Here is a 19,669-nt window from a genome sequence, read left to right on the forward strand (position 1 = left end):
TTTTGACGATTGAAATAATATATATAGTTGAAACGGAAAGCGTTATTTATCATAAACCCAATTTCGGGCGGGAAGAAGAAGGACGGGGTGCCTGAACTGATTAAAGATACTGTTGATGCCGGTGTAATGGAACCGGTTATAGCGTTTAGCGATGGCATAGCCCATGCGCGGGTAATAGCGGCCGAGGCTGTAGACAAATTTGATACCGTAGTGGCCGTTGGCGGCGATGGCACGGTTAATGAAGTGGCTTCGGCCATTGTAGATACTGATACGTCGCTTGGCATAGTGCCATTTGGCTCAGGCAACGGGCTTTCAAGATTTTTGGGGATCCCTATGGATACAAGGGATGCTATTAAAAACCTTGCCTCGGGCCGTACCGAAATTATTGATTCGGCCAGGATTAACGGGCAGCCGTTTTTTAATATGGCAGGCATGGGGTTTGACGCTCACATCAGCGAGATCTTTTCGCATGGTAAAAAGCGCGGTTTTATCAGTTATATAAAATCGTCGATAAAGGAAGTAGTTGGCTATCAGCCGCAAAACTATCACCTTGATATTGACGGAAAGAAATATGACTATAAGGCATTTATGCTCAGTATAGCCAACTCTTCGCAATATGGCAATAATGTGCATATATCGCCCAAAGCAAGCCTGCAGGATGGTTTGCTGGATGTTTGCGTGATAAAGCCTTTTCCGCTGTGGAGGTTTCCGGAGATGAGCATGCGCATGCTGATTAAAGCAACCGAAAGTTCCAAATACGTAGAAATTATCCGTGGTAAGCAAATCCTGATAAAAAGGGAGCATTCCGGCCCTATTCACCTGGATGGCGAACCCCAGGTGGCGGGTACGGGCATAGATATTAATATATTACCAAAATCATTAAAGGTTATAGTTGGCCCGTCATTTAAAAATTGATCAATATGGCTAAGAAAAATTTTACAGGCGTAGTTTACTCAACCGACCCCGATTTTCAATACCAGGAAAACGATGGGGGAGGGGCCGAAACATTGCCGCCACAGCAGCAAAATCTTAAAATATATCTTGACCGTAAAGGAGGCAGCAAACTGGTTACGCGCATTTCGGGGTTTATTGGCGCCGATGCTGACCTGGAAGCTTTAGGAAAAAAGCTAAAATCGAAATGCGGGGTTGGTGGCTCAGTTAAAGATGGCGAAATACTGATCCAGGGCGATTTCAGGGATAAAATACTGGTGTTATTACAAACCGACGGATATAAAGCGAAAAAAGCCGGCGGGTGATCTTAAAAAAATAAACAATTATAAACCGGTAGTTTAACAGACTTATTTGAAAGATGCGCTTTTAAACAAAATGTACAACTATCTGTTACAAAGCTTGCATCATAGTTAAAAGGTACAGAAACCTTTTATAAACTTAAAAAAAACGGGCTATTTTTAGCTTGGTAACACAAATTTTATGTGTTATCACTTGCTATTTTTAAAAAAAATGGTTTTCATTGCATATAATTGTGTTGGTAACACACAATAAAATTGTAATGTTGCGTTTATATTCACCAACAATACACAGAATGATATTCTGTATTAAAAAATTGTAAAGAATAACATAAATGGTTTTTTTAATTCAATAAAATTCTATTTTTGTTATTCCCAACAAACAGCGCATTTTAACTAACTTATAAAATAAACAAAAACAAAAACTAAAAATTCAAAAGTAATGGCAAACGCACCAACAAAACCAACTACTCCTGTTAAGAAAGAAAGCTCAAGTGCATCGGGCATGTTTGCTTCTTTAACCATTCCAATCTGTCTTATTGTTACAACTTGTATCTTTATATTCATTTTAGGCGATCCAAGCCACTTTAAAGGTGGTGATGTTAACGCTTACCCAACAGACATTTTCGGCACAGTTCACAGTGGTGGTGTTATCGTACCGGTGATCATGGGTTTCTTATTAATGGTTATCGTTTTCTCTATCGAGCGTTTCATCGTTATCAGCAAAGCTTCAGGTACTGGTAGTGTTGACAGTTTCGTAAGAAAAATCCAGGCTCTTTTAAATGCCGGTAACATTGCAGGTGCTTCTGCAGAGTGCGACAAGCAAAAAGGTTCTGTTGCTAACGTTATCAAATCAGCACTGAAAAAATACGGCGAAATGGAAGCTGAACCAAACCTTGACGTTGACCAAAAAACTTTAGCTATCCAAAAAGATATTGAAGAAGCTACAGCTTTAGAAATGCCAATGCTTGAGCAAAACTTAACTATCATCGCTACTTTAGTATCTATCGGTACATTAACCGGTCTGTTAGGTACGGTTGTGGGTATGATCAAAGCGTTCTCTTCATTAGCAACTGCCGGTGTACCTAACCAGGTTGAACTATCTGCTCACATTTCTGAAGCCTTGATCAACACTGCATTCGGTATCAGTACTTCAGCTATTTCAATTGTTATGTACAACGTATTTACATCAAAAATTGATAAGTTGACTTACGCTATTGACGAAACCGGATTTAGCATTGTACAAACATTTGCTTCATCTCACAAAAACAAATAAGAATATATTAGTGCTATGCCTCATGCACAATAAGTTAGGGGCAAGATAGTTAATACTGAAACACTATATATTTTTAAGAAATTTAACATGGCAAGGATAAAAGTTCCAAGAAAGAGCACCGCAATTGACATGACCGCTATGTGCGACGTGGCGTTTCTGCTGCTTACTTTCTTCATCATGACCGCAAAAGTAAAAACCGAGGATCCGGTACCTATTGATATACCAAAGTCTTCAATCCAGCAGCCAGTGCCTGAGTCTGATTTTGCTACAGTATCTGTAGGTGATCAAAAAGCTTTCTTTGGTGTTGAAGGTGTTGATATCCGTAAGGAAACTTTGAACCAGATGGGTTCGATATATCATATGACCTTTACCCCCGAAGAGCAAACCCGTTTTTCATCTATCAATTCATTTGGCGTGCCAATGAACCAGTTGAAACAGTTTATTGCTTTATCTGCTGATCAGCAAAAGAAATATGCGCAGCCGGGTATCCCGAGGGACTCGGTTTCAGCCGAGCTTACCAACTGGATCCGCCAGGCCCGTATAGCTACCAAAGCCTTACATAACAAGGAGCTTCGTTTGGCTATTAAAGGTGATAGTAAAGAAGAATACCCGGTTATAAAGGATGTTATCGGTATTTTGCAAAAGCAAAAAGTTAACAAGTTTAGTTTAATTACGGATTTGGGCAGCGCCGGTGGTGGTGCAGCTAAAAAATAAAAGACCATGGCAGAATTAGATACCTCCGGGGGAGGCAAACACAAAGGCGGTAAGGTTCGCAGTAAGAAGCAATCAACCCGTGTAGATTTAACCGCGATGGTTGACCTGGCTTTCTTGTTGATCACCTTCTTCATCATGACCACTACACTCGCTAAACCAAAAGCGATGGATTTGGCCATGCCTGATAAGGATGAGAAAACAAAAGATCAGCTGGATATTGCCGCTTCACGTTCGATGACCATCTTATTGGGAAGCGACGATAAATTGGAGTGGTACATCGGCGAGCCGGGAAAATCAGCGCCCACAATTGACAACTACGGTCCGAATGGATTGCGTAAAACCTTAATTGAAAAAAGTAAAGAAGTACAGCAAAAAACAGGCAAATACATGTTTGTTGTGATTAAACCAAGCGATAAATCAAAATACAAAAATATGGTTAGCACGCTTGATGAAATTAATATAGCAAATATTCAGAGCTACGGTATTGTAGATATATCTGCACCGGAGATTGAACTGCTTAAAAAAGACGGCTTGTACAACGATAATAAATAGTATTAAATAACGTTATTAATTTCCATTAAAGCCTTAACAGATGTTAGGATCAAAATTAGACATACTAAAGCAGGAATGGATCGACGTTGTTTTTAGTAATCGTAATAAAGCCTATGGGGCTTACGAGTTAAGAAAAGAAAATTCAAAAAACACCAGCAGGTCGTTGATCATTGCAATTGTGGTTTTTGTATTTATAGTTTCTTTACCAACTATCATCAACAAGATCAAAGGTCTTATCCCAGCGAAAGACGAAAAGGTAAAGATAACAGACGTGGTTCTGTTACCTCCGCCACCGGTTGACCAAACCAAGAAACCACCTCCGCCGCCACCTGAGCCGCCAAAACCAAAGGTAGATCAGGTACGTTTCCCTCCTCCGGTTGTAAAACCAGATAACGAGGTTAAGGAGAAAGATCCGCCAACAGTAAAAGAACTTGCTGTTGCAGACCCTGGTCAGAAAGACCAAAAAGGTGATCCTAACGCCGAAATCAGAATTGATGAGCCGGTAGGTAACTCAGACGTTAAACAGGTTGTGGAAGCCGATCCTAACCAGATCTTTACTTCGGTTGAGCAAGTTCCGGAATTTGCAGGCGGTTTAGAGAAATTTGGTCAGTACCTGAGCAAAAATATCAGGTATCCGGCTGTAGCACGTGAAAACAATACACAAGGTCGTGTAATTTGTACATTCGTTGTGGAAAAAGATGGTTCTTTAACTGATATTAAAGTTGTAAGAGGCATCGGCAGCGGTTGCGACGAAGAAGCAGTTCGTGTATTGAAAAACTCACCAAAATGGAAACCGGGTATACAAAACGGTCGTCCGGTTCGTGTACAATACAGTGTTCCAATCAGCTTTACTTTAGCATCTGAAGAATAAGTAATGCCATTTAATTACAATAAAGAGCAAAAATCGCCCAAAAGGCGGTTTTTGCTTATTTTAGGAACCGCTGCATTTATTTGCTTTGTGGTTTTAGGTCTCATGATCATGTTTTGGGATGCGCTCCCGCTGCAACTGCAACATTATCAACGTTTACTTTTCGGTGCGTTTATTATAGGATACGCGGTTTTGAGGTTTTCGAGATTGTTTAAGAAGGATCAGTATGAAGATTAAATTAGGGGTTGTATATGTATTGGTTTTAATTGTTTTAATAGCCGGTTTACAGGCTTGCAAGCAAAAACAAGTAAAATCCGTACCAACCGACAGCTTCAACGCCGGAAGAGCAACTTTCGTAGCCGATGAATCTTTTTCGCCTATAGTAGCACAGGAAGAATATGTTTACAGAAGCCGGTACCCCAACGCCGACCCGGTATTTATTTATAAAACAGAAAACCAGGCTGTAAATATGTTGTTAAACGACAGTGTTAGGCTTGCAGTATTATCGCGTACGCTTGATACCGCGGAGCGTAATATAATAACCCGTCGTACGTTGAGTGTTGAGGTTGTACCTTTTGCAGTTGATGCAATTACATTAATAGTTAATAACGCGTCAAATGATACGGCTATTACTGTCGCTCAATTAAAAAAGGAGCTTAAAGGCCAGGGGAACGGAAATAAAACCATAGTTTTTGACAACCCGAACTCAAGTTTGGTAAGATATTTGAAGGATTTCTCTGGTAATAAGGAGTTTAAACAGAAAAATATCTACGCGCTTAAATCAAATATTGAGGTTATTAAGTATGTAAGCGAACATCCTGATGCATTAGGCATTATAGGTTTTAGCTGGATTAATAACCCGGAAAAAGAGTATGCGGATTATGTTGAAAAAGTGAAAGTTGTAGGGGTTAGAGATGAAGGAAACAAACAGTATCCTAATGAGTATTTTAAACCTTCGCAAGAATCGCTTGTCTTAAAACAGTATCCCTTGAGCCGGAGTTTATATTTGATCAATTGCTCAAGTAAGAATGGTTTAGCAGCAGGATTTGTTACGTTCCTGGCCAGTGATGTGGGACAACGGATAATATTGAAATCGGGTTTACTACCTGATTCAATTCCTCCGAGAGAGATAATTTTAAAAAAGTAAACTATAACTAAATAAAGATGAAAATGATCAGTAAAATAGCTAAGGCTTCATTAGGACTGGTATTTTTAGGTTCATCATCAGTTTTTGCGCAAAGTCTTGCCGACGCCAAAAAAGCTATTGACGCCGAACAATATCAGAAAGCAGAGTCGATGCTCAAAACGCTTACTACAACTCAGCCAACTAAAGACGAAAACTTTTTTTACCTGGGCTGGGTGTACATTAAACAGGACTATTCTGACTCGGCGAAAGTCGTTTTCAATAAAGGGATTGCTGCAAATCCGAAATCAGCGTTAAATTATGCCGGTTTGGGTGCTGTCGCCCGCTTGGACAAGGACAAGGCCGGTGCTACAACTAACTTTAATCAGGCCGTAACTTTGGCTGGTAAAGACACCAAACCTTATACCTATGTTGGCTTATCGTATTTATTGCCAACAACTGCCGACAAAAAAGTAACGCCTGCTGATGCAGATGCTGCTATAGCCGTTCTTACAAAAGGAAAAACCATTAATGCAAAAGATGTTGATTTACTTATTGCATTAGGTGATGCTTACCGTTCAGTATTGAAAAGCAACGAAGCTTACTCAAACTATTCTGACGCTTCTACGCTTGATCCTAAAAATCCAGCTGCCAAGGTTGCAACCGGTGTGTTATATAAATTTGCTAATAACTTTGATGGTTCTGAGCAGCAATTTAAAGACGCATTGGCTATCAACGCAAACTATGGTCCTGCTTACCGCGAGTGGGCTGAGACTGATTTGCGCTGGTCATTAACTGATCCCAAAATGGCTTCAGCTAAAATTAAAGAGGCAGTTGATCACTACAAACAATACCTGAGCTTAACTGATCAGTCGGTAGAATCTCAAATGCGTTATGCCGACTTCCTGATCCTTGCCGGTGATTACAAAACCTTACAGCAGGTAGCAACTGATTTGTCAAAATCAGCAAGTACAAATGCAAGGGTTTATCGTTACCTGGCTTATGCCGCTTACGAAAACAAAGACTACCAAAACGGTTTAACTGCAATCAATACCTGGTTCCAGAAAGCCGATCCAAAACGTATTATCCCACGTGACTATCTATATCAGGGCCGTTTGCAGATGGCTACAGGTCAGGATTCAGTAGGTATCAATACCTTGAAAAAGGCTTTGGAACTTGACAGCACTCAAACTGATGTTTACGGCGAAATTGCAAAAGCATTATATCACCAGAAAAAATATGAACAGGCAGGTGATGCATATCGCCAGGTTACTTTGAAAGCCGGCCGTAACGTAAAATTGACTGACTATTTTTACGAAGGTATCAGCTACTACTTTGGCTATGATGAAAAGAAACCAAATGCCGATTCATTGCTTGTAAGGGCCGATTCAGCGTTTAGTTACGTAAACCAAAAAAGCCCAACTACCGCTGATGGTTACCTGTACCGTGCCTATGTTAACGATATGAAAGAAAAAGATCGTAATAACATTGCCGGTTATGCTAAACCATTCTATGAAAAATACATTGAGCTGGTAGTTGCTAAAGGTGCTCCAGACGAAAAAGCTAAAAAAAGCCTTGCCAACGCCTATGCTTACTTAGGTACTTATTATGAGTACAAGGAAAAAGATGATGCTAAAGCGACCGAGAACTTTACCAAAGCAAGGGAAAATGATCCGACCAACAAACAGGCGGTAGCTTTCTTCCAACGCAAAGGTGGAGCCGGTAAAAGCAAGTAACATTATATCTAAATAGATATGAAGGGTCTCTTGAAAAAGGGGCCCTTTTTTTATTTATCAGTTTGAGAAATTGATTTATAGAAGCAATTTGTTATCAAGACTGGTAATGAATTGCAGAAATGATTGATAACCTTATAAATCACACTTTTTTATTATTAAGGCATTAGTATATTTGCAGCATGGAAGCACAAAGTTTACCGGTTAATTATTTACCCATCATATTTCAAATGGTGGTTGCTTTAGGGTTTGTGGTAACAACAATGTTTGTAACGCACAAAATAGGGCCCAAAAGAAAAACAAAAGATAAGCTGACCCCTTTTGAGTCGGGTATTGAAGTGGTGGGTAATGCCCGTACACCAATCTCCATTAAATATTTCCTGGTAGCCATTTTGTTTGTGCTGTTTGATGTGGAGGTTATTTTTATGTACCCGTGGGCTGTAAATTTTAAGGCTTTGGGTGTTACCGGTCTTATTGAAATGTTTATTTTCATGGCGACACTTCTGCTGGGTTTTATCTACGTAATAAAAAAGGGAGCTTTAGACTGGGATTAATTAAATGTGCAGATTTCGGATGTGCGAATATGCAGATGATAGAGTTCTTTTAATTGTAAAATTTAATAAATCATCTGCACATTTGAAATTTGCATATCTGCACATCAGAGGATTGGGGAATTCTTTTTTAGATTGATTCTAAATATGCCCCGTGTGTACCTATAGTGTACATTTTACATCGTTATTATTGTAAATTTGCTGCAATTATCCACATTTAGTGGGTGATGGTTTTTCTATCAATTTAGTTCAATGAGTGATATTCAATTAGTTGATGCCCCTGCCGGAGTTGAAGGCGCCGGGTTTTTTGCTACCTCGCTTGATAAAGTAATAGGCATAGCACGCTCAAATTCATTATGGCCTTTACCATTTGCTACTTCATGTTGCGGTATTGAGTTTATGGCCACCATGGCATCTCACTATGATCTTTCACGTTTTGGTGCCGAGCGTTTGAGCTTTTCACCACGACAAGCCGATTTGTTAATGGTTATGGGTACCATAGCCAAAAAAATGGCTCCTGTACTGCGCCAGGTATACCTGCAAATGGCCGAGCCGCGTTGGGTAATGGCTGTTGGCGCCTGCGCTTCAAGCGGTGGTATATTTGATACTTACTCCGTTTTGCAGGGTATTGACGAAGTTATCCCGGTTGACGTTTATGTACCGGGCTGTCCGCCAAGGCCGGAGGCTATTATAGATGGTTTTATGAATATTCAGGAACTGGTAAAAACGGAATCCCTGCGCCGCAGGAGCGAGCCTAAATACCAGGAATTGTTAGCTAAATACGGAATTCAATAATGGCTAAGATACCTAACGAAGAGCTTATTAAAGCAATAAGCGATAAATTTGATACCCTGGTAACTGTTGTTGGTGAGCCGTATGAATTGCTGACTGTTGAAACAGGTCGTGAAACAATTATCGATCTACTTACATTCCTGAAAACGGATCCTGCTCTTAAGTTCATTTTCCTTACAGATATTACAGGTATCCATTACCCTGAACAGGAAAGGCCGATAGGCGTTATTTATCACCTGCATAGCCTCACTACCAATACCCGCATCAGAATCAAGGTATTTTTGGCTGATGCTGATGTGCATATCCCAACTGCTACTGTGCTTTGGGACGGTGCAAACTGGATGGAACGCGAAACTTATGACCTTTTTGGGGTACTATTTGACGGTCACCCGGATTTGCGCAGGATTTTGAACGTAGATGATATGACCGCTTTCCCAATGCGTAAGGAGTTTCCGCTGGAAGATCCTAACCGCGTTGACAAGAAGGATTTCTATTTCGGAAGATAATACATAGATAGAAACAAGAAATTGAGAATTAAGAACCCGGAAATAGAGAATTAAGAAGCAGAACAAGTCTTGATCTTGAATCTTGCCTTCCTGATTCTTGACGCTAATTAACAATACTGATGCAAAATCATCCTGTATATACAGATAACGATCCGCAAAACGAACTGTCAACCCTAAACCTGGGCCCAACGCACCCTGCCACCCACGGTGTGTTTCAAAATGTGCTCCAGTTGGATGGTGAGCGTATCGTTAGTGGTGTATCAACCATTGGTTATATACACCGCGCATTTGAAAAAATTGCCGAGCACAGGCCGTTTTACCAGATAACCCCGCTTACCGACCGTTTAAACTACTGCTCATCGCCTATCAATAACATGGGCTGGCACATGACGGTTGAAAAGCTTTTAAATATCCAAATTCCTAAGCGCGTTGATTACCTGCGTGTAATTGTAATGGAGCTTGCACGTATTTCAGATCATATTATTTGTAATGGTGTATTGGGCGTGGACACTGGTGCATTTACGGGCTTCCTGTATATGATGGAACACCGTGAAGCTATTTACGAAATATATGAAGAAGTTTGCGGTTCACGCCTTACGACCAACATTGGCCGTATCGGTGGTTTTGAGCGTAACTTCAATAGCCGTGCCTTTGATAAGCTGCGCGCGTTTTTAAAGAACTTTCCTAAAACCCTTAAAGAGTTTGAAAGCTTGTTTAACCGCAACAGGATCTTCGTTGACCGTACCAGGGACGTAGCTGCTGTTAGCGCCGAAACTGCTTTGAGCTACAGCTGGACCGGGCCGCTTTTACGTGCTGCCGGTGTTGATTACGATGTAAGGGCTATGAACCCATATTCATCATACGAAGACTTTGAATTTGAAGTTCCGGTAGGTGATAATGGCGACGTTTACAACCGCTTTTTGGTTCGTAACGAGGAGATGTGGCAAAGCTTAAGGATCATTGAACAGGCTTTAGCCAAGCTTGATAAAGAACCAAGCGATATTTTCCACGCTGATGTACCTGAATTTTACCTGCCTCCCAAAGAGGAAGTATATAATAACATGGAAGCTTTGATCTATCACTTTAAAATTGTGATGGGCGAAATTCCAACCCCCAAAACCGAGGTTTATCATTCGGTTGAGGGAGCTAACGGCGAGCTGGGCTTTTACCTGGTTAATGATGGTGGCCGTTCGCCGTACCGTTTGCATTTCCGCAGGCCAAGCTTCATCAATTACCAGATGTACGCGCCAATGAGCCGTGGTATGTTATTATCAGATGCTATTATTAACATGAGTAGTTTAAACGTTATAGCCGGAGAGTTAGATGCTTAGAGTTGACGAAGCTCAGGAACCGGTTGAATTTTCGCCGGCACTGATCAGCAAATTTGATGAAATAGTTAGCCGTTATCCGCAGGGAAAGCAAAAATCGGGCTTACTGCCAATCCTTCACCTGGTACAGGCCGAATTTGGCTGGGTAAGCGCGCCCGCGATGGATAAGGTTGCCGAATATTTAAGCATCCTGCCTATTGAGGTATATGAGGTTGCTACATTTTATACCATGTACTTTTTACGCCCGCAGGGCAAGTACGTGCTGGAAGTTTGCCGCACAAGCGGTTGCTGCCTGGTAGGTGCCGAAAAGATCATGGATCATATAGAGGAAACCCTTGGTGTAAAAGAAGGTGAAGTTACTCCCGACGGCCTATTTAGCTGGAGAGGGGTAGAGTGCCTTGCCGCCTGCGGTTTTGGCCCCGTATTGCAAATTGGCCCTGAATACACTTTTTATGAAAACCTGACCAACGAGTCGGTAGATAAATTGATCAGTGATTTAAAAGCGAAAGCTAAGAATTAAGTTATGGGACGGAAATTACTTTTAGAACATATAAACGTACCCGGCATCAATACATTTGATGTTTACCGTTCAAAAGGTGGCTATGCTTCTGTTGAGAAAGCATTGAAAACCATGTCGCCTGAAGAGATCGTTGAGGAGGTTAAAAAATCGGGCTTACGCGGTCGTGGCGGTGCGGGTTTCCCCACCGGTATGAAATGGAGCTTTTTGGCTAAGCCCGAAGGCGTTGCGCGTTACCTGGTTTGTAATGGTGACGAATCGGAGCCCGGCACTTTTAAAGACCGCTACCTGATGACTTATATCCCTCACCTATTAATTGAGGGCATGATCGTATCGAGCTTCGCGCTTGGTGCAAATACATCATACATTTACCTGCGCGGTGAAATGATGCCGCAGGTAAGGATCCTGGAAAAAGCTATCGCGGAAGCAAAAGCAAAGGGCTTTTTAGGTAAAAACATATTAGGTACCGGTTATGATCTTGAACTTTATGTTCAGCCAGGCGGTGGTGCTTATATCTGCGGTGAGGAAACCGCATTGCTGGAGTCATTGGAAGGTAAACGTGGTAACCCACGCATCAAACCTCCGTTCCCGGCTATTGCGGGTTTGTATGGCTGCCCTACCGTTGTAAACAACGTTGAATCAATTGCAGCTGTTGTACCTATTATTAACGAAGGTGGCGACGAATATGCTAAAATAGGTATCGGTCGTAGTACAGGTACCAAATTGATCTCTGCAGGTGGTAACCTGAAAAAGCCGGGTGTTTATGAAATTGAACTCGGTGTACCTGTTGAAGAATTTATATATTCTGATGAGTATTGCGGTGGTATCGCCAATGGCAAACGTTTAAAAGCGGTTGTTGCGGGTGGTTCATCAGTACCAATTTTACCGGCTAACCTGATCCTGAAAACCATCAATAATGAAGCCCGCCTGATGAGCTACGAATCATTATCAGATGGTGGTTTCGTAAGCGGTACCATGTTAGGTTCGGGCGGCTTCATCGCTTATGATGAAGATGCTTGTATCGTACGTAATACCTGGAACTTTGCCCGTTTCTATCACCACGAGAGTTGCGGACAATGTTCGCCTTGCCGTGAAGGTACCGGCTGGATGGAGAAGGTATTACATCGTCTGGAATATGGCCATGGCAAAATGAGCGACATGGACCTGTTGGTAGATGTATCTAAAAAAATAGAAGGAAATACCATTTGTCCGCTGGGTGACGCGGCAGCATGGCCTGTGGCCAGTGCTATTCGCCATTTCAGGGATGAATTTGAGTGGCATGTAACTAACGCGAGCGAAGCAACTTCCAGAAACTACGGTTTGGCACATTACGCTGATCCGTTGAAAGTTGTAGAGACAAGCCCCCTCTAAATCTCCCCCGGTAGGGGAGACTTTAAAAATAAGGCTTTGCTAAAGCCCTCCCTTTTGGGGAGGGTTTGGGCGGGACCAATAACGTTTATTATTAAATGTCAATGAAAGTAACAATAGACGGAATAACCGTTGATGTAGAACCCGGAACAAGCATCCTGAATGCCGCAAGGCAAATAGGGGGCGATATTGTTCCGCCTGCTATGTGCTATTACTCTAAGCTGGCTGGCAGTGGCGGTAAATGCCGTACCTGTTTGGTTAAGGTTACCAAAGGATCTGAAAAGGATCCGCGCCCAATGCCTAAGCTGGTGGCTTCATGCCGTACCGGTGTTATGGACGGGATGGAGGTACAAAATATCACTTCGCCAGAGGTTATTGAAGCCCGTAAAGGCGTGGTAGAAATGCTGCTGATCAACCACCCGCTTGATTGCCCCGTATGCGACCAGGCCGGCGAATGTCACCTGCAGGACCTGGGCTTTGAGCATGGAGCAGCTAAAACGCGCTATGAATTTGACCGCCGTACATTTGAAAAGATCGATATAGGCGATAAGATCCAGCTACACATGACCCGTTGCATCCTTTGCTACCGTTGTGTGTTCACTGCCGATCAGATCACCAATACCCGTTTACATGGCATCCTGAACAGAGGCGATCATTCAGAAATCTCTACATACATCAGCAAAGCGGTTGATAACGATTTTTCTGGTAACGTGATTGACGTTTGCCCTGTAGGTGCATTAACTGATAAAACTTTCCGCTTTAAAAACCGTGTTTGGTTCACCAAGCCTGTTGAAGCACACCGCGATTGCGATAAATGCTGTGGTAAAGTGACACTTTGGTATAAAGGCGAAGATGTGATCAGGGTAACCGGTAGAAAAGATGTTTATGGTGAGGTTGAGGAATTTATCTGCAATACCTGCCGTTTCGACAAAAAGAAAACTGCCGATTGGGTTATTGAAGGTCCGCGTAAGGTATCGCATCAATCGGTGATTAGCGCTAATCATTACGAGTTTACACCGCTGCCGGTTGTTAAAACCAACCCGGTATTGATGGAAGCCAATAAAGAACAATTTGAAAGGGAGACCCGCTTATAATGGAAACTACCGATTTAATATTCAGGATCGTACTGATCGTTGTGATTTTCGCTATCAGCCTGGTCGTGGCTATGTATTCAACCTATGCCGAACGTAAAGTTGCTGCATTTTTCCAGGATAGGATAGGCCCTAACCGTGCAGGCCCATGGGGTATTTTACAACCCCTTGCCGATGGTGGCAAGATGTTTTTGAAAGAAGAGATCATCCCTACCAATGCAACTGGCTTTCTGTTCATCGTGGGCCCTTCACTGGCTATTTTAACTGCTTGCATCGGTTCGGCTGTTATTCCATGGGGATCAGCAATCACGATCGGCGGTCATACTTTTGATTTACAGGTTACCGATATCAACGTAGGTGTACTTTACATTTTTGGTGTGGTATCATTAGGCGTTTATGGTATCATGATTGGTGGCTGGGCATCAAACAATAAATACTCATTGTTAGGTGCTATCCGTGCGGCATCACAAAATATCAGTTACGAAATTTCGATGGGTTTATCCATCATCGCATTATTGATGCTGACCGGTACTTTAAGTCTTAAAGAAATTGCGGAGCAACAACATGGTTTTCATTGGAACGTTTGGAGACAGCCACTTGGGTTTATCCTGTTCCTGGTTTGTGCATTTGCCGAAACCAACCGTTCACCTTTCGATTTGCCTGAGTGCGAAACCGAGCTTGTAGGTGGTTATCATACTGAATACTCCTCAATGAAATTAGGTTTTTACCTGTTTGCTGAGTATATCAACATGTTTATCTCATCGGCAGTAATGGCTACCCTCTACTGGGGCGGCTATAACTATCCGGGTATGGACTGGGTAGCTGCACATGCTGGCCCAACTATTGCGCCACTTATTGGTGTTGTTGTATTATTTGGTAAGATCTTCTTCTCTATCTTCTTCTTCATGTGGGTACGCTGGACAATCCCGCGTTTCCGTTATGACCAGTTGATGGACCTTGGCTGGAAAATATTAATACCCCTGGCTATTGCCAATATAGTGCTTACCGGTGTGGGCAGCACGTTACTTACACACTTTGGATATTAATCAAATGGAATCATTAAGCAATAAACGAAAAGTACTGGAAGTTAAGCCACTCAATTTTTTAGAGCGTGCTTACCTGCCGGCCATTGTGGGCGGTTTATCCACCACGATGAAACACTTTTTCAAAAAGCCGGTAACTATTAGTTATCCTGAAGAAAAGCGTGAGTTTTCAGAGAATTTCCGTGGCATGCACTCACTTAAACGTGATGAGGATGGCAGGGAGCGATGCACCGCCTGTGGCCTTTGCGCATTATCATGCCCGGCAGAAGCTATTACCATGACAGCTGCCGAACGCCAGAAAGGCGAGGAGCACCTGTATCGTGAAGAGAAATACGCTGCTGTTTATGAAATCAACATGCTGCGCTGCATTTTTTGTGGTTTATGCGAAGAGGCCTGCCCTAAAGAAGCTATTTATCTTGACGGTGATATCGTACCTGCCGACTACTTAAGGAAGGATTTTATTTACGGTAAAGACAAATTAGTAGAAGCACCCTTAAATCAATAAAGAAGTTTTATACCTTTGCCCTGCCTAAAAGGGTAAAGGTATTTTGTAAATAAAAACATGAGTACATTTTACTTCATCGCATTTTTGTCCATATTCTTTTCGATATTGGTAATCTCGGCCAAAAATCCGGTACATAGTATCCTTTATCTGATCCTTACCTTTTTTACTTTCACCATCCACTACATTTTGCTTAACGCTCAATTTTTGGCGATTGTAAACTTCATCGTGTACATGGGCGCTATATTGGTATTATTCCTGTATACTTTGATGCTCATCAATCTTAATAAGGAGTCGGAGCCTGTAAAGCCTTTCATGGTTAAAATAGCGGGTGTTTTTGGCGGCGGCATCTTAGCTGTAGCTGTTGCATCTTCACTTAAACTGATGGGCGCATCAAACCCGGTATTGTTGCAAAACCCTGATCTGGGCCTTGTAAAAAACTTAGGTAAAGTATTGTTCAACGAATTTTTATTGCCTTTTGAAGTGTCGTCGGTATTGTTGTTATCAGCAATGGTAGGCGCGGTATTATTGGCCACTAAAGAAAAAGAACCTAAAGCAGCATAATGGAAAGTTTAACAAATACTATGCACGCCGTGCCGCTTAATCATTACATATTGTTAAGCACAATCATTTTTGCTATAGGCGTAATGGGCGTATTGATCCGCCGTAATGCTATCGTGATCTTCATGTCGGTTGAGTTAATGCTTAACTCGGTTAACCTTTTGCTTACCGCGTTTTCGGTATACAGGGGTGATGCAACCGGGCAGGTGTTTGTGTTTTTTATCATGGCGCTGGCCGCTGCTGAAGTTGCAGTGGGTTTGGCTATCATCGTGATGATCTATCGTAACACCAATTCAATTGATATCAACGTACTGAACAGGTTGAAGTGGTAATAGTTATTTCGGATTTCGAAGTTTCGATTTCGGATTTGTAATAGCTAATCAGTAATAAAACAAGCGTTGTTGCTCTCTTTTCCCGCAACAGTGATTAGATAATTAAAAACGTATAACGTAACACGTAAAACGTACAACATCGAACATGGATAAATATATCTGGCTTATTCCTATACTACCGTTAGCCGGTTTTGTTATAAACGGACTTGGCCGTAATTCATTATCAAAAAGTGTAATTGGCTTTATTGGCAGTTTGCTTGTACTGGTATCATTTGGTTTAAGCATTGCAGCTTTTTTCCAGGTAAAATCAACCGGAGTTCCTATTAATGTCAACTACTTTACCTGGTTTGCGGTTGGGGCATTAAAATTTCCTTTCGCATTTCTTATAGATCAGTTAAGCGCTATCATGCTGCTGATCATTACAGGCGTTGGCTTCCTGATCCACCTGTATTCTATTGGTTACATGCATGATGACGAAGGTTTCGGGAAATTTTTCGCTTACCTTAACCTGTTCGTTTTCTTCATGCTGCTGCTGGTCTTAGGCTCAAACTACCTCATCATGTTTATTGGATGGGAGGGCGTAGGCTTGTGCTCATACTTGCTGATCGGTTTCTGGTTTACCAACCCTGATTATGCTGACGCAGCAAAGAAAGCATTTGTAATGAACCGTATTGGTGACCTTGGCTTTTTGTTAGGTATCTTCACCATTATTTATGTTTTCGGTAGCATCCAGTTTGCAGAGATCTTCCCGAAGGCAGCTGTTATGAAATCAGGCGCTGGTCCACTGTTTATCATTACCATTTTACTATTCATTGGTGCCTGCGGTAAATCTGCGCAGTTGCCTTTGTTTACCTGGTTACCGGATGCGATGGCTGGCCCAACTCCGGTTTCCGCTTTGATCCACGCCGCTACCATGGTTACAGCCGGTATTTATATGATTGCCCGCTCAAACATATTTTATACATTATCTCCGGGTACAATGGAGATCATTGCCTATGTAGGTTTGGCGACGGCGCTGATCGCGGCACTTATTGCGTTAACGCAAACAGATATTAAAAAGGTACTGGCTTATTCAACCGTATCACAATTAGGGTATATGTTTTTAGGCCTGGGGGTTGGTGCTTATACCGGTGCTTTCTTCCACGTATTAACTCACGCTTTCTTTAAAGCTTTATTATTCCTCGGAGCTGGTTCTGTGATCCACGCTATGAGTGGTGAGCAGGATATGCGTAAAATGGGCGGCTTGAAAGGCAAGATCAAAACTACTTTCACCACCATGATGATTGGTACTGTAGCTATTGCAGGTATCCCTCCGTTGGCAGGTTTCTTTTCAAAAGATGAAATATTGGCGCATGCTTACGCGCATAGCCCTATATTTTGGGCTGTGGGTGTATTAACCGCTATGTTAACTTCATTCTATATGTTCAGGATGATGTACCTTACATTTTACGGAAAGTTCCGTGGTACTCATGAGCAGGAGCATCATTTGCATGAATCACCTCCAACAATGACTATTCCGCTTATTGTATTAGCTACCCTTTCAATTGTAGGTGGTTTTATAGGTGTGCCGGAAGTATTACACGGACATCATGAACTGGCACATTTCCTTGAGCCTGTTTTCCATAAATCGAACGAGATTTTGGGCGAGCATCATTTGTCCGAATCACTTGAGTATGCATTGATGGGTACCTCGGTAGCATTGGCTTTTGCTGCTATGGCGTATGCATATGTTAAATATGCCAAAAATGGCAGCGTACCGGTTGCAGATACAGAGGAACGCCCTGCGTTGACCAGCTTATCATACCATAAGTTTTACCTGGATGAGCTTTATGACCTGATCGTCCGTAAACCGCTCGACTGGCTTTCAACCTTCTTCTATAATATCATAGAGCGTTTAGGTATCGATGGTTTGGTGAACGGGATTGGTAAAGGAACAATTGAAACCAGTAAAGGCCTGCGCCTGCTGCAAACCGGTAACGTAGGGTTCTACATATTTGTAATGGTACTGGGAATTATCGCGGTATTAGTGTATAGCGTATTTGGATTAACTAAAATATAAACGATAAGCGTTTAGCAACATAAAAATGACCGTTAGTATATTACTTTTTTTGCCAATAGTTGCCGCCCTGATAGTTGCCCTGCTTAAAAACGGGATAGCTAAACATGCTGCATTATTTTTCTCTGTTGCCCAACTGGTAATAGCGCTTATATTTTTAAGCAAATTTGTTCCGGATGCATCAACCCAGTTTGTAATTGATGTGCCATGGATCAGCAGTTTTGGAATTTACTTCAGTGCAGGTATCGACGGGATCAGCATGATCCTGGTTTTATTGACCACTGTACTTGTTCCATTAATTATTTTAACAACCTATCGGCATCAGTATAAAAACGAAGGTGCCTTTTATGGCCTCATTTTATTTATGCAGGCTGGTATGCTGGTTGTATTTACCGCCCTCGACGGATTTTTGTTTTACGTTGGATGGGAAGCGGCATTGATCCCGATCTACTTCATTTGTGCCCTTTGGGGAGGTGAAAACCGTATCCGCATTACTATTAAATTTTTCATCTATACCTTTGCCGGTTCGCTGTTTATGCTTGTAGGCATTATCTACCTATACCTGCAATCTCCCGACAAAACTTTCGACATCCACAATTTCTATAAAATGACTTTGGATGTTAAACATCAGAGCTGGATCTTCTGGGCATTTTTCCTGGCCTTTGCCATCAAGATGCCTCTGTTCCCTTTCCATACCTGGCAGCCGGATACTTATACCGAAGCCCCCTCTGGCGGTACCATGATGTTATCAGGCATTATGCTAAAAATGGGTATCTACGGTGCTATCCGCTGGATGATTCCCAATGCGCCGCTTGGCTTTTACCATTTCCAGGCTTTGGCTATGATCCTTGGGATTATAGGTGTGGTATATGCTTCCATCATCGCCTTTAAACAAAAAGACGGAAAGCGGCTGGTGGCCTATTCGTCAATAGCGCACGTTGGCCTGATTGCTGCAGGTATTTTTGCCTGGAACATAGCTGGTGTTCAGGGGGCCATGATCCAGATGCTCAACCACGGTATCAACGTTGTTGGTATGTTCTTTATCTGGGACATTATTAGCCGCAGGCTAAACACCCGTGAGATAGATCAGCTTGGCGGTATCGCGAAGGTAGCGCCCAAATTTGCAATAGGTTTCCTGATCATATTATTAGGTACAGTGGGATTACCGCTTACCAATGGTTTTATAGGCGAGTTCCTGTTACTGAAAGGTGTATTTGATTTTAGCGTACAGCACTATGTAAACCTGGCATTGGCATCTGTAGCCGGCTTAACTATTATATTTGGCGCGGTTTACATGTTACGCCTTTACAAAAATGTAATGCAGGGCGAAACCAACCCGCTCACAGCTACTTTTGCTGATGTTAGCGGTACAGAAAAGCTAACGTTGTGTATCATTTGTGCCCTGGTTATTGTATTAGGCATTTATCCTCAGCCTATTCTGCATATTTCTGAGGCTGCGGTAACGCAACTGGTAAATCAGATAGGTTCAAAGTTTACAATGTAGGTTTA

The 19,669-nt window shown here is 42.1% G+C and carries 21 protein-coding genes; all 21 read left to right on the forward strand.

Going from position 1 to position 19,669, the window contains the following annotated elements:
- Positions 1–27 precede the first annotated feature (27 nt).
- The 21 genes from MusilaSJ_RS21835 (at position 28) to MusilaSJ_RS21935 (ending at position 19,664) form a co-directional block, all read left to right on the forward strand.
- Positions 28–915: a diacylglycerol/lipid kinase family protein gene (locus tag MusilaSJ_RS21835; protein ID WP_274986918.1), complete on the forward strand. Its 888-nt coding sequence runs from the start codon at positions 28–30 to the stop codon at positions 913–915.
- Between the two features lie 5 nt (positions 916–920).
- Positions 921–1,256 (forward strand): translation initiation factor, encoded by a 336-nt coding sequence (locus tag MusilaSJ_RS21840; protein ID WP_274986919.1) that lies wholly within the window; start codon positions 921–923, stop codon positions 1,254–1,256.
- Between the two features lie 433 nt (positions 1,257–1,689).
- Complete coding sequence (locus tag MusilaSJ_RS21845) at positions 1,690–2,523, forward strand: MotA/TolQ/ExbB proton channel family protein (RefSeq protein WP_274986920.1); 834 nt, start codon at positions 1,690–1,692, stop codon at positions 2,521–2,523.
- Positions 2,524–2,610: 87 nt separating this feature from the next.
- Positions 2,611–3,237, forward strand: coding sequence for an ExbD/TolR family protein (locus MusilaSJ_RS21850; RefSeq protein WP_274986921.1), 627 nt, complete (start codon positions 2,611–2,613; stop codon positions 3,235–3,237).
- A 6-nt stretch (positions 3,238–3,243) separates the two neighbouring features.
- On the forward strand, positions 3,244–3,789 hold the full coding sequence (locus MusilaSJ_RS21855) for an ExbD/TolR family protein (protein WP_274986922.1): 546 nt from the start codon (positions 3,244–3,246) through the stop codon (positions 3,787–3,789).
- Between the two features lie 40 nt (positions 3,790–3,829).
- Positions 3,830–4,660 (forward strand): energy transducer TonB, encoded by an 831-nt coding sequence (locus MusilaSJ_RS21860; RefSeq protein WP_274986923.1) that lies wholly within the window; start codon positions 3,830–3,832, stop codon positions 4,658–4,660.
- 223 nt (positions 4,661–4,883) lie between these two features.
- Positions 4,884–5,804 carry a PstS family phosphate ABC transporter substrate-binding protein gene (locus MusilaSJ_RS21865; protein WP_274986924.1) on the forward strand — a complete coding sequence of 307 codons (921 nt, stop codon included), beginning with the start codon at positions 4,884–4,886 and terminating at the stop codon, positions 5,802–5,804.
- A 17-nt stretch (positions 5,805–5,821) separates the two neighbouring features.
- Positions 5,822–7,516 carry a tetratricopeptide repeat protein gene (locus MusilaSJ_RS21870; RefSeq protein WP_274986925.1) on the forward strand — a complete coding sequence of 565 codons (1,695 nt, stop codon included), beginning with the start codon at positions 5,822–5,824 and terminating at the stop codon, positions 7,514–7,516.
- A 179-nt stretch (positions 7,517–7,695) separates the two neighbouring features.
- Positions 7,696–8,067: an NADH-quinone oxidoreductase subunit A gene (locus tag MusilaSJ_RS21875; RefSeq protein WP_274986926.1), complete on the forward strand. Its 372-nt coding sequence runs from the start codon at positions 7,696–7,698 to the stop codon at positions 8,065–8,067.
- Between the two features lie 249 nt (positions 8,068–8,316).
- Complete coding sequence (locus MusilaSJ_RS21880; RefSeq protein WP_090533918.1) at positions 8,317–8,859, forward strand: NADH-quinone oxidoreductase subunit B; 543 nt, start codon at positions 8,317–8,319, stop codon at positions 8,857–8,859.
- Positions 8,859–9,362, forward strand: coding sequence for an NADH-quinone oxidoreductase subunit C (locus MusilaSJ_RS21885; RefSeq protein ID WP_274986927.1), 504 nt, complete (start codon positions 8,859–8,861; stop codon positions 9,360–9,362). The genes MusilaSJ_RS21880 and MusilaSJ_RS21885 overlap by 1 nt, the downstream gene beginning before the upstream one ends.
- Positions 9,363–9,481: 119 nt before the next feature.
- Entirely contained in the window at positions 9,482–10,693 is a 1,212-nt protein-coding gene (locus MusilaSJ_RS21890) for an NADH-quinone oxidoreductase subunit D (protein WP_274986928.1), read from the forward strand.
- Positions 10,686–11,210, forward strand: a complete 525-nt coding sequence (locus MusilaSJ_RS21895; RefSeq protein WP_090533912.1) for an NADH-quinone oxidoreductase subunit NuoE family protein — start codon at positions 10,686–10,688, stop codon at positions 11,208–11,210. The genes MusilaSJ_RS21890 and MusilaSJ_RS21895 overlap by 8 nt, the downstream gene beginning before the upstream one ends.
- Before the next feature lie 3 nt (positions 11,211–11,213).
- Positions 11,214–12,578 (forward strand): NADH-quinone oxidoreductase subunit NuoF, encoded by a 1,365-nt coding sequence (gene nuoF, locus MusilaSJ_RS21900; RefSeq protein ID WP_274986929.1) that lies wholly within the window; start codon positions 11,214–11,216, stop codon positions 12,576–12,578.
- A gap of 101 nt (positions 12,579–12,679) precedes the next feature.
- Positions 12,680–13,669, forward strand: a complete 990-nt coding sequence (locus tag MusilaSJ_RS21905; protein WP_446725119.1) for an NADH-quinone oxidoreductase subunit G — start codon at positions 12,680–12,682, stop codon at positions 13,667–13,669.
- Entirely contained in the window at positions 13,669–14,712 is a 1,044-nt protein-coding gene (nuoH, locus tag MusilaSJ_RS21910) for an NADH-quinone oxidoreductase subunit NuoH (RefSeq protein WP_274986931.1), read from the forward strand. The genes MusilaSJ_RS21905 and nuoH overlap by 1 nt, the downstream gene beginning before the upstream one ends.
- A gap of 4 nt (positions 14,713–14,716) precedes the next feature.
- Complete coding sequence (locus MusilaSJ_RS21915) at positions 14,717–15,214, forward strand: NuoI/complex I 23 kDa subunit family protein (protein ID WP_090533905.1); 498 nt, start codon at positions 14,717–14,719, stop codon at positions 15,212–15,214.
- A 57-nt stretch (positions 15,215–15,271) separates the two neighbouring features.
- Positions 15,272–15,775 (forward strand): NADH-quinone oxidoreductase subunit J family protein, encoded by a 504-nt coding sequence (locus MusilaSJ_RS21920; RefSeq protein WP_090533903.1) that lies wholly within the window; start codon positions 15,272–15,274, stop codon positions 15,773–15,775.
- Positions 15,775–16,104, forward strand: a complete 330-nt coding sequence (gene nuoK, locus MusilaSJ_RS21925; RefSeq protein ID WP_090533902.1) for an NADH-quinone oxidoreductase subunit NuoK — start codon at positions 15,775–15,777, stop codon at positions 16,102–16,104. The genes MusilaSJ_RS21920 and nuoK overlap by 1 nt, the downstream gene beginning before the upstream one ends.
- Positions 16,105–16,249: 145 nt before the next feature.
- The gene (nuoL, locus tag MusilaSJ_RS21930; protein ID WP_274986932.1) at positions 16,250–18,163 is read left to right on the forward strand and encodes an NADH-quinone oxidoreductase subunit L; all 1,914 of its coding nucleotides are present in this window, start codon (positions 16,250–16,252) and stop codon (positions 18,161–18,163) included.
- A gap of 25 nt (positions 18,164–18,188) precedes the next feature.
- The gene (locus tag MusilaSJ_RS21935; RefSeq protein WP_274986933.1) at positions 18,189–19,664 is read left to right on the forward strand and encodes a complex I subunit 4 family protein; all 1,476 of its coding nucleotides are present in this window, start codon (positions 18,189–18,191) and stop codon (positions 19,662–19,664) included.
- Positions 19,665–19,669 lie beyond the last annotated feature (5 nt).

This window comes from Mucilaginibacter sp. SJ (genome assembly GCF_028993635.1).
In the GTDB taxonomy this organism is placed as follows: domain Bacteria; phylum Bacteroidota; class Bacteroidia; order Sphingobacteriales; family Sphingobacteriaceae; genus Mucilaginibacter.

Excerpts from the sequence above, each read along its gene's own strand:
- MusilaSJ_RS21840 (WP_274986919.1), top strand. The coding sequence starts at position 921 with ATGGCTAAGAAAAATTTTACAGGCGTAGTTTACTCAACCGACCCCGAT.
- MusilaSJ_RS21845 (WP_274986920.1), top strand. The coding sequence starts at position 1,690 with ATGGCAAACGCACCAACAAAACCAACTACTCCTGTTAAGAAAGAAAGC.
- MusilaSJ_RS21850 (WP_274986921.1), top strand. The coding sequence starts at position 2,611 with ATGGCAAGGATAAAAGTTCCAAGAAAGAGCACCGCAATTGACATGACC.
- MusilaSJ_RS21855 (WP_274986922.1), top strand. The coding sequence starts at position 3,244 with ATGGCAGAATTAGATACCTCCGGGGGAGGCAAACACAAAGGCGGTAAG.
- MusilaSJ_RS21860 (WP_274986923.1), top strand. The coding sequence starts at position 3,830 with ATGTTAGGATCAAAATTAGACATACTAAAGCAGGAATGGATCGACGTT.
- MusilaSJ_RS21865 (WP_274986924.1), top strand. The coding sequence starts at position 4,884 with ATGAAGATTAAATTAGGGGTTGTATATGTATTGGTTTTAATTGTTTTA.
- MusilaSJ_RS21870 (WP_274986925.1), top strand. The coding sequence starts at position 5,822 with ATGAAAATGATCAGTAAAATAGCTAAGGCTTCATTAGGACTGGTATTT.
- MusilaSJ_RS21875 (WP_274986926.1), top strand. The coding sequence starts at position 7,696 with ATGGAAGCACAAAGTTTACCGGTTAATTATTTACCCATCATATTTCAA.
- MusilaSJ_RS21880 (WP_090533918.1), top strand. The coding sequence starts at position 8,317 with ATGAGTGATATTCAATTAGTTGATGCCCCTGCCGGAGTTGAAGGCGCC.
- MusilaSJ_RS21885 (WP_274986927.1), top strand. The coding sequence starts at position 8,859 with ATGGCTAAGATACCTAACGAAGAGCTTATTAAAGCAATAAGCGATAAA.
- MusilaSJ_RS21890 (WP_274986928.1), top strand. The coding sequence starts at position 9,482 with ATGCAAAATCATCCTGTATATACAGATAACGATCCGCAAAACGAACTG.
- MusilaSJ_RS21895 (WP_090533912.1), top strand. The coding sequence starts at position 10,686 with ATGCTTAGAGTTGACGAAGCTCAGGAACCGGTTGAATTTTCGCCGGCA.
- nuoF (WP_274986929.1), top strand. The coding sequence starts at position 11,214 with ATGGGACGGAAATTACTTTTAGAACATATAAACGTACCCGGCATCAAT.
- MusilaSJ_RS21905 (WP_446725119.1), top strand. The coding sequence starts at position 12,680 with ATGAAAGTAACAATAGACGGAATAACCGTTGATGTAGAACCCGGAACA.
- nuoH (WP_274986931.1), top strand. The coding sequence starts at position 13,669 with ATGGAAACTACCGATTTAATATTCAGGATCGTACTGATCGTTGTGATT.
- MusilaSJ_RS21915 (WP_090533905.1), top strand. The coding sequence starts at position 14,717 with ATGGAATCATTAAGCAATAAACGAAAAGTACTGGAAGTTAAGCCACTC.
- MusilaSJ_RS21920 (WP_090533903.1), top strand. The coding sequence starts at position 15,272 with ATGAGTACATTTTACTTCATCGCATTTTTGTCCATATTCTTTTCGATA.
- nuoK (WP_090533902.1), top strand. The coding sequence starts at position 15,775 with ATGGAAAGTTTAACAAATACTATGCACGCCGTGCCGCTTAATCATTAC.
- nuoL (WP_274986932.1), top strand. The coding sequence starts at position 16,250 with ATGGATAAATATATCTGGCTTATTCCTATACTACCGTTAGCCGGTTTT.
- MusilaSJ_RS21935 (WP_274986933.1), top strand. The coding sequence starts at position 18,189 with ATGACCGTTAGTATATTACTTTTTTTGCCAATAGTTGCCGCCCTGATA.